Source organism: Pseudomonas brassicacearum subsp. brassicacearum, assembly GCF_008801605.1.
Classification (GTDB): Bacteria; Pseudomonadota; Gammaproteobacteria; order Pseudomonadales; family Pseudomonadaceae; genus Aquipseudomonas; species Aquipseudomonas brassicacearum.
In genome coordinates, this window is record NZ_VZPJ01000014.1 from 1 (window position 1) to 14,004 (window position 14,004).

The 14,004-nt window shown below is 61.1% G+C and carries 12 protein-coding genes; 6 read left to right on the plus strand and 6 right to left on the minus strand.

Annotation, left to right across the window (positions count from 1 at the left end; genetic code table 11):
* Nucleotides 1-295: carbon starvation CstA family protein (locus F7R20_RS25230; RefSeq protein ID WP_280841983.1), on the minus strand; the 295-nt coding region annotated here is incomplete at its 3' end.
* 310 nt (nt 296-605) lie between these two features.
* Here F7R20_RS25230 and F7R20_RS25235 point away from each other — a divergent pair.
* Nucleotides 606-1,967, plus strand: a complete 1,362-nt coding sequence (locus F7R20_RS25235) for a cache domain-containing protein (RefSeq protein ID WP_003201653.1) — start codon at nt 606-608, stop codon at nt 1,965-1,967.
* Nucleotides 1,968-1,998: 31 nt separating this feature from the next.
* Entirely contained in the window at nt 1,999-2,631 is a 633-nt protein-coding gene (locus F7R20_RS25240; protein ID WP_013693308.1) for a response regulator, read from the plus strand.
* Between the two features lie 58 nt (nt 2,632-2,689).
* On the opposite strand, the gene F7R20_RS25245 is transcribed toward F7R20_RS25240, so the two are convergent.
* Nucleotides 2,690-3,559 (minus strand): SDR family oxidoreductase, encoded by an 870-nt coding sequence (locus tag F7R20_RS25245; protein ID WP_003201648.1) that lies wholly within the window; start codon nt 3,557-3,559, stop codon nt 2,690-2,692.
* A gap of 55 nt (nt 3,560-3,614) precedes the next feature.
* A complete protein-coding gene (locus F7R20_RS25250; protein WP_003201646.1) occupies nt 3,615-4,841 on the minus strand; it encodes an arabinose transporter in 1,227 nt (408 codons plus the stop codon).
* A gap of 141 nt (nt 4,842-4,982) precedes the next feature.
* Here F7R20_RS25250 and F7R20_RS25255 point away from each other — a divergent pair, with 141 nt between their 5' ends.
* Both F7R20_RS25255 and F7R20_RS25260 read left to right on the plus strand, forming a co-directional pair.
* Entirely contained in the window at nt 4,983-5,636 is a 654-nt protein-coding gene (locus tag F7R20_RS25255; protein WP_003201644.1) for a TetR family transcriptional regulator, read from the plus strand.
* A gap of 92 nt (nt 5,637-5,728) precedes the next feature.
* Complete coding sequence (locus F7R20_RS25260; protein ID WP_003201642.1) at nt 5,729-6,520, plus strand: transporter substrate-binding domain-containing protein; 792 nt, start codon at nt 5,729-5,731, stop codon at nt 6,518-6,520.
* Nucleotides 6,521-6,670: 150 nt separating this feature from the next.
* Here F7R20_RS25260 and F7R20_RS25265 read toward each other — a convergent pair whose 3' ends face one another.
* Genes F7R20_RS25265 through F7R20_RS25275 form a run of 3 tightly spaced genes read right to left on the minus strand, consistent with a single transcriptional unit; the run spans nt 6,671 to nt 9,583 of the window.
* Nucleotides 6,671-7,690, minus strand: coding sequence for a TRAP transporter substrate-binding protein (locus F7R20_RS25265; protein ID WP_013693305.1), 1,020 nt, complete (start codon nt 7,688-7,690; stop codon nt 6,671-6,673).
* A gap of 55 nt (nt 7,691-7,745) precedes the next feature.
* Nucleotides 7,746-9,026, minus strand: coding sequence for a TRAP transporter large permease subunit (locus tag F7R20_RS25270; RefSeq protein ID WP_003201639.1), 1,281 nt, complete (start codon nt 9,024-9,026; stop codon nt 7,746-7,748).
* Nucleotides 9,023-9,583 (minus strand): TRAP transporter small permease, encoded by a 561-nt coding sequence (locus F7R20_RS25275; protein ID WP_003201637.1) that lies wholly within the window; start codon nt 9,581-9,583, stop codon nt 9,023-9,025. The genes F7R20_RS25270 and F7R20_RS25275 overlap by 4 nt, the downstream gene beginning before the upstream one ends.
* Before the next feature lie 936 nt (nt 9,584-10,519).
* Here F7R20_RS25275 and wecB point away from each other — a divergent pair.
* Together wecB and F7R20_RS25285 are read left to right on the plus strand one after the other, a co-directional pair.
* Nucleotides 10,520-11,746, plus strand: a complete 1,227-nt coding sequence (gene wecB / locus F7R20_RS25280; protein WP_080560970.1) for a non-hydrolyzing UDP-N-acetylglucosamine 2-epimerase — start codon at nt 10,520-10,522, stop codon at nt 11,744-11,746.
* 38 nt (nt 11,747-11,784) lie between these two features.
* Entirely contained in the window at nt 11,785-13,998 is a 2,214-nt protein-coding gene (locus F7R20_RS25285) for a membrane protein (RefSeq protein WP_003201632.1), read from the plus strand.
* The last annotated feature ends 6 nt before the right edge of the window (nt 13,999-14,004 follow it).

Sequence of the window (14,004 nt, forward strand, 5' to 3'; positions counted from 1 at the left end):
CGGCAATGGCCGCGAAGTGGTGGCCGAAAAGAATGTGTTTGTTGGTCGGGACGTAGTCCAGGCCATCGTTGTTGAGCACGGCGGGAGTAGCCCGGCGCGCATCGAGTTGCATCACGTTGTTGGCGATGAAGAGGCTGTAGTAGCGGTAGGCGACCAGATAGATGGCCACGGCTGCGACGACGATCCAGAGGGCGTTGATGGGTTCGCCGCGGCGCAAGGCCACGACACTCAACGCACAGGCTCCCAGAACAGCCACGGCAAACCAGGCGAGGTGTTTAACCAGACGGGTTGTCATTGCGTGTCTCCTGCCGATATCCAGTGGATTGCGGCGATTGTTTTTATAGTGTGCCCCGGCTATTCGGAGCCGGCCCAATATCCCTGCAATGGGTCAATAAATAAATCCGTAGTACTACGTAGAACCCCAACTTCTGTGGGAGCAAGGCTGCCCGCGATAGAGTCAATACGGTCTTTCATAAACCGCGGCGCCTGCATCGCGAGCAAGCTTTGCTCCCACATGTCTTGCGCCACAGGTTTTATGCCTCATCCATGGGTTTGGCATATGATGCCGCCATTCGCCTCCCCGCCGAGTCCGGACAGGAGTACAGATGCTGCTCAAACACAAAATCGTCGCTCTCGGGATTTTGCCGCTGGTCCTGGCCATCGCGGTCATCTGCGCCCTGGTGATCTCGCTCAATCGCCAGTTGGGCGATCAACAGGCGCAACTGATCGAAGACAGCATCCTGGCGAGCAAGCGCGCGGAGCTGAAGAACTATGTCGAGATGGCGCAGAGCCTGATCGCCCCGCTGTATGACAACGGTCGGGGAGACGAGCGCGCACAGCAGCAGGTCCTGGAAGAACTGCGCAAGCTCAGCTTCGGCATCAACGGTTACTTTTTCGTGTACGACCGCCAGGGCCGCAGCCTCATGCATGCCCGCCAGTCGGAACTGGTGGGGCAATACCTCTGGGACATGAAGGACCCCCACGGCCTGCCGGTCATCCAGGCATTGCTCAAGAGTGCCGAGTCAGGCGAAGGGTTCCAGCGTTATGCCTGGAACAAACCCTCCTCCGGCCAGGTGACCGACAAGCTGGCCTATGTCGTGATGCTCGATCAATGGGGCTGGATGCTCGGCACCGGGATTTACCTGGAGGACGTCGAACGCGCCACCCAGCAAGCCCGCGACGAAGTTGCCCACGGCATCCACAGCACCATGCAAGCCATCGCCGCGATCGCCTTGGTGGCGGTCCTGCTGGTATTTGCCGGCGGCATGACCCTCAACGTCAGCGAACATCGCCTGGCCGACAAAAAGCTGCAGCGGCTGAATCAGCGCATCGTCAGCTTGCAGGAAGAGGAACGCTCGCGGGTTTCTCGCGAGCTGCACGACGGCATCAGCCAACTGCTGGTGTCGATAAAGTTCCAGTTCGAACTGGCCAGCCATGTGTTGGAGAACGGCCAGGAGAATGGCGTGGGCATCCTCAAGAACGCGACCGATCGGCTAGGCGAAGCCATCGGCGAAATCCGTAGCATCTCCCATGACTTGCGCTCGTCCCTGCTCGATACCCTGGGCCTGCCCGCCGCCATTGGCCAACTCGCGACCGAGTTCCAACAGCGCAGCGGGCTTGAAGTGTCCTACCGAAGCAACGAATTCGATTGCCGCCTGGAAAATGGCGCCCCTGTCTCGCTGTTCCGCATTGCCCAGGAAGCCCTGACCAATATCGAGCGCCATGCCGGGGCGAAAAGTGTCGGCATCACCCTGTTCGGCTCCAGCCAGTCCTTGCGCCTGACGGTGGTGGATGACGGGATGGGCTTCAATGTCCCGCAAGTAGAGCGCGGCCACGCCGGCATCGGCCTGCGCAATATCCGCGAACGGGTCGAGCATTTCGGCGGACGCCTGGAGGTGACCTCGGCACCGGGACGAAGCGAACTGGATATCCTGCTGCCCATGAACCTCTCGGTAACGGAAAACTGATGCGCGCCCCTTACAACAAGAGCACCTGCCGATGAACCTGCCTCCGGTGATTCGCGTCGCGCTGGTCGACGATCACTCCCTGGTCCGCGACGGCATCAAGGCCCTGCTGTCCGTCATGCCCCGACTGGACGTGGTGGGCGAAGCCGAGAATGGTGCGCAGGCGATCGAAATGGTCGGTCGCAGCCAACCGGACCTGCTGCTGATGGACATCAGCCTCAAGGACATGAACGGGCTCGAGTTGACCCGACTGCTGGGCAAGCAATACCCCAGCCTCAAGATCCTTATCCTCAGCATGTATGACAATTACGAGTACGTGAGCGAATCCGTGCGCTCCGGCGCCAGCGGCTACGTGCTCAAGAACGCGCCGTCGCGGGAAATCATCGCGGCCATCGAAGCCATCATCAGCGGCGGCACGTTCTACAGTGCCGAGATCGCCCAGCGGCTCGCCACCAACCCGAACACCGACAGCGAGCTGACGCCGCGCGAGAGCCAGGTGCTGGCGAAAATGGTCCAGGGCCTGAACAACAAGGAAATGGCCCGCGAGCTGGACATCAGCGTACGCACCGTCGAAACCCATCGCCTGAGCATCCGCCGCAAGCTGAACATCGACAAGCCCGCGGCCCTGGTGAAATACGCGATCGACCACGGGATCATTTCGCGCTAGAGGCCCCGCACAGCCCTTGTGGCGAGGGAGTTTGCTCCCTCGCCACAGGTTATTCATTTCAATCGACGTGATAATAGCCAGGCAACTCAAGATCATCCAACAGACTCGGGCCGCTTGGCGTCCAGCCCAGCAAGGCGCGGGTGTATTCGCTGGACACTGCCATGTTCGCGCCCGCCATGTGGGCGAACCAGCCGAAATGCTCACGCTCCCGGGATTCCACCGGCAACCCCAGGCCACGACCGATCGCCAGGGCAATGTCCTTGAACGGCACAGCCTCGTCGGCGACGGCGTGGTAGACGGACTGCGTCACGCCCTGCTCCAGCGCCAGCCGATAGACCCGTGCGGCGTCCAGCCGATGCACGCCCGACCAGCAGTGGACGCCGTCCCCGAGATAGGCCGAAACGCCCGTCTCCCGGGCCAGGCGAACCAGGATCGGAACGAATCCGTGGTCGCCGAGGCCATGGACCGAGGGTGCCAGGCGCACGGTCGCGCAGCGCACACCACGCTCGACCAGCGTCCGGGCCGCCGTTTCGGATTTGCGCGGCGAAGCCGGGCTGGGCACCTCCAGCTCGCTCGCGCCCCGAGTCAAGCCCAACAGGCCGGACGTCACCAGCAAAGGTCGCTCAGACCCCTGCAGCACGCTGCCCAATACTTCGATTACATGGCGGTCCAACTCAGCGTTCTCGGCAAACCGCGAGAAGTCATGATTGAACGCGGTGTGAATCACCGCATCCGCCGCCGAAGCCGCCCGGTGCAGGACGTCGAGGTCATTCAATGTCCCGCGGACCACCTTCGCGCCGGTCGCGGCCAGTGCGGCAACCTTGTCATCGGAACGGGCCAGGCCGGTGACCTGATAGCCGGCACCGATCAATTCCTGGACCACGGCAGACCCAACCCAGCCCGTGGCACCGGTAACGAATACATGCATGTTTCAAACTCCTGATTAGAACCATCGAGGAACACAGACTCACTTCTGGCGCAGCTCAAGCCGGCTGCCGGCCTTGCATCCCTGGCATCACCAATGCCAGCGCCACGACAAAGGCCAGCATCACCGTAACGGCCCCGCCCAGGTAAACCGCGCCGATCCCCCACGTGCCCGCCAACGCCCCAGCCAACGGGCTGCTCAGCCCCAGGGAAATGTCCAGGAACGCGACATAGGCCCCCATGGCGAGACTGCGGTTCTGCGCTGGCGCGCGTTTCACCGCCTCCACCCCAAAGCCCGGGAAGGCCAGGGAATAGCCGAAGCCGGTGAGCGCTGCGCCCAGATAGGCCACCAGCGCAGTGTCGGCGCCCCAGATCAGCAATTGCCCGACGGCTTCGATCACCACACAGACCAGGGCGACACGCGCGCCGCCGATCTTGTCTGGAAGGTGGCCAAAGAGCAGGCGCGCACCGATGAACGCCAGCCCGAATGCGGTGAACGCCAGAGAGGCATTGCCCCAATCCCTGGCCGCAAACAACAGCGCGATAAAAGCCGTGATGACACCGAAGCCAACGCTGCAAAACGCCAACCCCATGCCCGGCACCCACACCGCGCCCAGCACCTTGTAGAACGGTGCCCGCCGGGTCGCCGTAGGGGCGACAGCCCGGACACCCGCGACAATCGCCAGCGCCAGCAGCGGGATGAAAATCGTCGCGACGGCAATGCCGGTGAACCCCCAGCCGCTATTCAGCGCCACGCCGAGCGGAGCGCCCAGGGCATAGGCGCCGTACATGGCAATACCATTCCAGGCCATGACCTTGCCAGCATGCTGCGCGCCGACCAGGCCGATGCCCCAACCCAACGCGCCGGTGACGATCAGGCTTTCACCCAGGGCCAACAGGACACGACCGCCCAGCAAGAGCCAGACCGACGTGACAGGCGTAGCAACGAACGCCAAGGACAGCAGATAAACCAACCCGGAAACCGCCGCCGTCACCAGGCCGACCATGACGGCGCGCTTGCCTCCGCGCATGTCAGCGAAGTTGCCGGCCCAGGCGCGTGACAACAGCGCCGCGGCAAATTGTGCGCCGACCACCAGGCCGATGACCAGCGTACCCATGCCTAGCGTGTCATGCAGGTGCAGGGGCAAGACCGGCAATTGCATGCCCAGGGTCAGAAAACCGATGAATACCGTCAGCGTGAGTGGCAACAGCTTGAGCACCGGCTTGACGTCAGCGCTTGCCTGAGGCGCCAAGGAGGCGCCCTGATGAACGTTTTTTTGAGTCATAACCCTACTCACAGAAAGGATGCGATGTGACGTTGAACGTTGTCTGTGGAGCCGACTAGAATGCGATCAATTCGTCGCATTCAAGATACGAACAATCCGTCGCATTTCCTATTCGCATTCCCTTCCAAGGCTCATGCCCGTATGTCCGAACGCTCAAGCCCGCAGATTTCCTCACGCAAACAGCCGCAACAGGCACGCTCCACCGAGCTCGTCGCCGCCGTTCTGGAGGCGGCTGTTCAGGTTCTGGCGACCCAGGGCGCGGCACGTTTCACGGTGGCCCGGGTTGCCGAGCGAGCTGGCGTGAGCGTCGGCTCGGTGTATCAGTACTTCCCGAACAAAGCGGCGATCCTGTTCCGCCTGCAAAGTGATGAATGGCGACAAACCAGCGATATGCTGCGCGAGATCCTTGAAGACAGCCGCCAGCCGCCCTTCGAGCGGCTGCGCAGCCTCGTGCGGGCGTTCATCCAGTCCGAATGCGACGAGGCCCAGATACGCGTCGCGCTCAACGACGCCGCGCCGCTCTACCGCGACGCCCCCGAACACCAGGCCGCGCGGATGTCGGTACAACAATCGGTGGACGCCTTCATGCTGCAAGCACTGCCTGCCGTCCCGGCACAGGCCCGCGCCCTGGCAGGTGACCTGGTGATCACGACGCTCAGTACCGTGGGCAAGCGATTTTCATCCGCGCCCCGCTCTCCTGTGGAAGTTGCCGTCTATAGCGATGCCATGGCCGATATGTTCTGCGCCTACCTGGAAAGCCTGCAGCGACAGCCCCCCGAGACTACGCTCAGCTGACTGTTCACGATCAACACCGCAGTGACAGCGAGCAGGCGCTTTCACTACACTCCCCGGTCTTGTTCCCCTCCGTTGCGAGACGTCCAATCACTATGAAAAACATAACAAGTTCGATGACGCTCTGTGGCCTGTTGGCGCTCTCCGGCGGCGCCCTGGCCGAGCCGGCACCTTCGCTGCTGGACCAGGTCCTGCAACGCGGCGAACTGAAGGTGTGCACCACCGGCGACTACAAGCCCTATACCTTTAAAACCGAAGCGGGCGAATACGAAGGCATCGACATCGATATGGCGCGGTCGCTGGCCGCCAGCCTGGGCGTCAAGGTGCAATGGGTGCAGACCACCTGGAAAACCCTGATGCCGGATATGGTTGCCGGTCAATGCGACATCGGCATGGGCGGGATTTCGGTGACGCTGGAACGCCAGAAGAAAGCCTATTTCAGTGACACCCTGGACGTGGATGGCAAGATCCCGCTGGTGCGTTGCGAAGACAAGGAGCGCTACCAGACCCTCGAACAGATGAACCAGCCTTCGGTACGCCTTGTGGAGCCGGCCGGCGGCACCAACGAAGCCTTCGTCCGGGCGTTCCTGCCCAACGGCCAGCTCAGTTTCCACGACAACGTGACCATCTTCCAGCAACTGCTGGACAAGAAAGCCGACGTGATGATTACCGACGCGTCAGAAGCGCTCTACCAGCAAAAACTCAAGCCCGGCCTGTGCGCGGTCAACCCGACCCGCTACCTGCAATATGGCGAGAAGGCCTACCTGCTGCCTCGGGATGACGCCACCTGGAAGATGTACGTCGATCAGTGGCTGCACCTGAGCAAGGCCAATGGCAGCTACCAGAAAGTGATTGGGCAGTGGTTGGCCGTCCCGGCCGCCCAATAACCGTTCGCTGACAAAACAAAAAAACATGTGGAAGCGAGCTTGCTCGCGATGGCGCCACGTCTGCCGCATTGATGTTGGCTGACGCACCGCTATCGCGAGCAAGCTCGCTCCCACACAGGGTTGGGCCTGTTCAGGACTGACCGCTTTACGTCACTGCGCCGCCCGCACCTTGGCGATCTCCTCGTACATCGTCTTCACCAGCTCGCCATCCAGGGATTTGGCGAACTTGTCGATCACCGGTTGCACGCGCTCACGAAAGCGATCTTTCTCGGCTGGGGTGATCTCATTCACGGTCATCGCGCCGGCCAACGTCACCTTGGCCTTGTCCATGCCCGCCGCCGTGACTTCACGCTGGAATGTTTGCGCTTCGGCCGCGGCCGCGCGAATCATTGCCTTTTCGTCGTCGTTAAGGCGGTTCCAGGTTTTCTGGCTGATGATCAACGACTGCGGGTTGAAGATGTGGCCCGTGACGGAGAGATACTTCTGCACCTCGTAGAACTTGTTGCCCTCAATCACGGTGAACGGGTTTTCCTGACCGTCGATGGTGTGTTGCTCAAGACCCGTGTAGACCTCGGGGAACGCCATCGGCACCGGGTTGGCGCCCAGGGCGGAGAAGGTCTCCAGGTAGATCGGCGACTGGATGACGCGAATCTTCAAGCCCTGCATGTCCTCAAGCTTGGTCACCGGGTGCTTGCTGTTGGTCAGGTTACGGAAACCCAGGTCCCAATAACCCAGCCCTACCAGCCCCTTGCTATCCAGTTGCGCCGCCAGTTTCTGCCCGACCGGCCCATCGATCACCGCATGGGCTTCCTCGACGTTGTTGAACAGGAACGGGAAATCGAGCATGGCATAATCCGGTGCCTGGGCGGCCAGGATGCCGGAGTTGAGCACGGTGATGTCCAGCGTGCCGCCCTGCAACGCCGACACCGTTTGCACGTCGCCGCCTAGCGTACCGCCGGGGAACAGGCGGACCTTGATCTTGCCACCGCTCTTTTCGCTGAGCAGGTCGGCGAACTTCTGCGCGCCCTGCCCTTGTGGATGCTCCTTGACGTTCTGGAACGCGAATCGCAGGGTACGTTCGCGGATTTCATCGGCGTGGCTGACCACGCTACCCAGCAGCAGTCCCGTTGCGCACGCCCCGGCCAACAGGGTTTTCATCAGTTGTCCCATGTCACTCTCCGATCATTATTGTTTTTAAGTCGAGCTACTACGGCTTGCACCGGCATTAACCGGTGAAGAATTTCAGGGGTCCCAGGACCAGTTGCGGGAACAGGACCAGCAGGAACAGCACCGCCAGTTGCGCTAGAAGGAACGGCCACACGCCACGAACGATTTCTTCGATATTGAGCTTGGAAACCCCGCTCACCACGTTGAGCACAGTGCCCACGGGCGGGGTAATCAGGCCGATGGCGGTGTTGATCAGGAACAACACGCCGAAGTAAACCGGGTCGATGCCCGCCTGGGTGATCGCCGGCATCAGCACCGGTGTGAGGATGAGGATGCTCGGCGTCATGTCCATGACCGTACCGACCAGGATGATCATCAGCATGATCACTACCAACAGCAGGGTCGGGCTATCCATGAACGGCTCGAGCACCGCCGCCAATTGGCCTGGCAAGTCGGCAATGGTCACCAGCCAGGAAGAAACCATGGCGGCGGCGACCAGCAGCATCACCACCGAGGTGGTCTTGGCCGAGGACAGGATCACCTCGTACAACTGGCTGACTTTCATTTCCCGGTAGATCACCAGGGACACGAATAGCGAATAGACCGCCGCCACCACTGCCGCTTCCGTCGGGGTGAAAATGCCGAACTTGAGGCCGAAAATAATGATGATCGGCAAGCCCATGGCCCAGCTGCCCTCAACCAATGCCCGCAGGACCTCGGCACGGGATTGCTTGGGTGGCGTCTCGACATTCTCGCTGCGGGAAACGAACCACCAGGCAATGGCGAGCGCCGCTCCGAGCATGATCCCCGGCACGATGCCGGCCAGGAACAACTTGGAAATCGACACCCCGGACGCCACGCCAAAGACAATGAAGCCAATGCTCGGCGGAATGATCGGCGCGATAATGCCACCGGCGGCAATCAAACCCGCCGAGCGTGCCCGGTTATGCCCGGCCAGCACCATCATCGGTACCAACAAGGCCGCCAGTGCCGCCGCATCGGCCACGGCCGAACCGGAGAGCGACGCCAGCAGGCAGGACGCGATGATCGCCACGTAACCGAGACCACCGCGCTTGTGCCCCACCAGCGCCATGGCAATGTTGACGATGCGTTTGGACAAGCCACCGACATTCATGATCTCGCCGGCCAGCATGAAGAACGGCACGGCCATCAGTGGGAAGCTGTCCGCCCCGTTGAGCAGGTTCTGGGCAATGATTTGCGCGTCGAACAGATCCAGGTAGAACATCAACGCCACACTGACCACCAGCAAGGCAAACGCGATGGGCATGCCCAGTGCCATGCTGCCCATCAGGGAACCGAGGAAAATAACCAGCGTCATGGGCGGGTACTCTTGATGTGGTCAGGGGTGATGGAGTTAGGTGTGATCACCTCGGCGTCGTTGTCCTTGACCATCACCAACTCGTCATCCCCCAGCTTGCCGGACAGCGCCAGGTAGAGCTCGTAGAGCAGGATCGCTGCGGCACTGGCGCCAAACACCAGGCCGGCCCCATAAAACAGCGCCATGGACAATCCTGACGCCGGGGCAACTACATTCAGGTTGATCGCGGCCTGTTGCCAACTGCCACTGAAAATCAGCCAGCAGATGTACAACATCAAAAGATGACTGATCACCAGGCAGATACGCTTTCCGGCCGGCGGCAAGCGCTTGACCAGGCTGTCCATGCCCAGGTGAGCACGGTCCTTGAGCGCCACCAGGGCACCGAGAAATATCATCCAGACGAAGAACCAGCGCGACAGCTCCTCCGACACACTGATGCCAGAGTTGAAGGCATAACGCAGCACCACATTGCCGAACACCAGCACGATCATCGCGACCATGCACAACACAATCAGTAGCTTGAGCAGCTTGAAATACAGATCGACGATTTTTGTCATCTTGAAGAACTCCGAGGCTTGTCGAGCGCCGACATCCCATTGGCGCGATAAGACCGCAAACAGCGTGGGCCGCTAGCGGATCGAACCTGAGAGGCTGGAAGATGCTTCCGGATTGGAACAACGGATCAAGGGAAAGGCGTGTGGCGCTCGCAGACGAGTAGGCATGGAGTATTCCTCTATTTTTATTATGGTCTTGGCCTCGTTGGGCAAGACGGGTTGCCGATAAAATGTACCACCCGGTTAGTTTGGTCAATAACCCCGACAGGCGTACAACACAAAGCGTGCGATTATCGGTCGCCATGAGAGGACGACTTACCGCCTCTTGGATGTGAGTGGGACCGTTCTACGCAACTTACCGATTACAAGTAACGACTCCGCCTAGTGGGCCATTGCGAGTGGAACCATTCTTTTGGCTTATTAGTATAAAAGCTAAAATTAAATTGAACTTTTTTACAGATAGCCAACTTCAACTCCAACTAACCAAGTAAAAACCGTTATTTCAGACGACTTACAGGCGCCATTCCAATGACACCCCCGCACCGGCCAAGCGAGAAATTAGGCGCCAAAAAAACATCGGCACCACCGTCCCAATTCTGAACAGGCCATTAAATCGGCATCTAAATAATAAAAAATCTTTTGATATCAACAAGTAACAGAAGTTATAGCGCATCTTTAAGACACCTCTACCCGACCACTAAACAACCCTCAGAGAAATTATTAATAAACTTCCGCATATAAATCTTTGCGCTCATGATTTTTGATGCTAATAATCTGCCGCCCCGAACTTCAAGATGCCACTGCGTCACTTCCTGTGTACGTCAAACCGCTGTCTGACAACGGGTCACTACTCAACTTAAATCGCTTGCTTTCTCGAATGCCTCATCGCGTCCGGGCGAGCTGCTGTGCGGCGCAGCAAACTGCGCGAGGAAGGGCGTCATCGCAACTAATCATCCACGAATCAAGATCCTTTCGATCTTCGGTACCCGTCCGGAAGCCATCAAGATGGCCCCCTTGGTCAAGGCCCTCGCCGCCGAACCGGGCATTGAGTCACTGATCTGTGTCACCGGCCAGCATCAGAGCATGCTCAAGCAGGTCCTGGATCTGTTCGACCTCAAGGCCGATTTCACCCTCGACGTGATGACGCCGCACCAGACGCTCAACTCCCTGACTGCCGCGTTGTACGCAGCCATCGACCCGGTGCTGGAACAGACCCGGCCGGATCGGGTGTTGGTCCACGGCGATACCACTTCGGCCATGGTCGCGTCGATGGCCGCTTTCCATCGACGCATCCCTGTCGGCCATGTGGAAGCCGGCCTGCGCACCGGCGACATCTACAGCCCTTGGCCGGAAGAAATGAACCGCCGCTGCATCGACCTCAGCGCCGACCTGCTGTTCGCACCTACCGAACAATCGCGTGACAACTTGCTGGGCGAACGTCTGCAAGGCCGTTGCCTGGTGACCGGCAACACCGTGATCGACGCGCTGCAACTGACGGCCCGACGCATCAATGACGATGCCCGGTTGCGTGACGAACTGGATCAACAGTTCCCGTACCTGCAAACCGGACGCAAGCTGCTGCTGGTGACCGGCCACCGCCGAGAAAACTTCGGCGAGGGCTTCCTGGACATCTGCAAGGCCTTGCGTCACCTGGCCCAGCGACCGGATATCCAGATCGTCTACCCGGTGCACCTCAACCCCAACGTACTAGGCCCGGTGACCGAACAGCTGGGCGATCTGCTCAATGTGCATTTGATCAAGCCGCTGGACTACCTGGCCTTCGTACGCTTGATGCAACACGCCCATGTCATCCTCACCGACTCCGGTGGCGTGCAGGAAGAAGCGCCGTCGCTGGGCAAACCGGTGCTGGTGATGCGCGATGTCACTGAACGCCCTGAAGCAGTAGCGGCGGGCACGGTGCGCCTGGTCGGCACCTCGCCGGCATCGATCATCGCTGGCGTGGACGCATTGTTCGACGATGACGCGTTGTGGCGCCGCGCCTCACAAGCCGCCAACCCCTATGGCGACGGCAATGCCAGCCAACGCATCGTCGATACCCTGATGGGGCGCCCGGTCGACGACTTCGTCGTGGCCCAACCGCCTGCACAGCAGCCGGTCGCTCCATCACTGTCCGAGCCGCGTGAGTTGCTCGCCGATTTCAACTGACCACCGTTATTCCTCTTATCAGATCGAGACTTGCCTGAATGAAGCCTTCCGTTGCCATCCCTACGGGTGCGCTCAGCGCCCTTGCCTGCGGCTTGAGCCTGCTCGCGCTCATGCCGACCTTTGCCCTGGCTGCGGACAGCCCGCTGACCCAGGCTATTCATCGACTCAACGCCGATACCCGCCAGACACGTGAAGTGCGCTTGAGCGACCTGGGTATCACTGCGCCGATCCTCTTGAGCGCCAGCGACGCCCGCCGCGAACTCTACCTGCCAGTGCCCGCCGGCGTTGCCCTCGATGACGCAACCTTGCAACTGGATGCCAGCTACCTCAATGGCGAAGGCGGTCGCAACACCCTGCTGCTGTCCCTCGATGGTTACCCGGTGCGCGCCGAAGGGCTTAGCGAGGCACAAGGCGATGCCAGCGCCACACTCGGCGTCGACAAGGCCGCGCGTGACAACGGCCTGGTGCGCCTGGGCGTTGCCTGGTCCTCGGTGGTGTCTCGACCGTTGTGCGAAGACGATCGGGTCATCGGCAACGTGCTGCGCATCCAACCCGAGACACGCCTGAACTACAGCTACGACGCCAGTCAGTTACGCGACGTTGGTACGGCTTGGGCGGCCCTGCCCGGTGAACCCGGCATCCTCGTCGCCCCCGGTTCGTTGTCCGCTGCCAGCTACGATTCGGCCTGGCGCCTGGGCGTGGCACTGGAACGCATCGGCAAACACAGCCGCATCCTGCCCTTCCCTGTCGTGCAGGACAGCGTGGACCTGAGCAGCCTGCGCATTCCTGCCGAGTTATTGAGCATTCCAGCCTTCGCCAGCCTCAACGGCAAAGGCCCGCACACCTTGGCCAACCCGGCCGAGATCGGCGCACTGCTGGTGTTGGGCCAGACCTCGAACGTACAGGCAGACCTGGCGATCAACGACCCGGAACTGCTCAAGGCCATCAACCAGTCCCTGGACGCCTTGCAAAACCAGGTCCAGGGCCTCGACACAACGGCAGCCAGCGCGCTGACCCAATGGCGCGAACAGCACGTCAACGCAGCGCTGGCGAGCGCCGGCACCGACAACGTAAGCCTGGCGCTGCTCGGCACTCGCCCGGTCCTGATGATCGCCCCGCAATCCACCGGCAAAGCCTTGTCGCTGCTCGGTTCGGCGTGGAGCAAACTGGCGAAAAGTCGTCAATTGACCGTGAGCGAAGCGCAAACACCGTTGAGCGACGATGGCCGTGTAGCCCTGTCGCGACTGGGCGGCGCCCCTGGCAACTTCGACGTGGCCTCGCGATTCGACTGGAGCACTTCGTTCCCTCTGGGCAGCGTGGCTTACGACGGTCGCCTGCCGGTCACGTCCGTGGTGGACGTCTCCGCAGCCCCGGGGGCTTCCGCTACAGCACCGGTGGCCTCGCTGTTTTTCAATGATTTCCTGATCGGCGCGCAGCAACTGACTACCGATGGTGAGCCACAGCGCATCCAGGCCCACATCCCACGCTACGCCCTGGGCTCGAAGAACACCTTGCGCGTGTCGTTCCAGCGCCAGCCGGTCAGCGACCGCTGCCTGGAAACGCCGCAAGCCTTCCCGGTATCGGTCCTGCCGACCAGCCACATCGTCCTGGAAAAAACCTCGCTGGACGACGACTTCTCCGGCATGGCCGCACGCTTCGCCGTGGACACCCAGATCCTGGTTCCCCAGGCCTACCTCGACCAACCGGCCAGCAGCCTGACGCGGGTCATTTCGGTGGCCGATACCAGCGGCGTATCGCCGCTGCGCGCGCAGCTCAAGGTCAGCGCTGATCCGAAAGCCGTCGTCAGCCCGGACAAAGCCTTCCTGGCCTTCGAGTTGCCGCTCAAGGACAGCCAGGAATCGGTCCAGGTCGACGAGCAAGGTCGCCTGCGCATCAACCACAAGGACCAGGTGTTGCTGGACGTACAACCCCTCAACCAATTGGCCTCGCTGCAAGTGGTGCAGACCGCAGGCCAGCACGGCCTGGTCTACCGGGCCCTGGGCAACCAGCCGCCAAGCCTGGCCAAGCCGATTGTGCTGACCCGTGGCGACGTGGCGATTCTGGGCAACAACGGGGCCGTGGCGATCTTCGATACCCAAGACCCAAGCGGTAGCCTGCTGATCGGCAGCGAAGAACCCAAGGGCCTGGACGCCTGGCGTAAACCTTCGCTGCTCTGGTTGATTCCAGGCGCCATTATCCTGTTCCTCCTCTTGTTGCTGGCAGGCCGTAGCGCCCGTCGCAATCGCCAGTAACGGTAC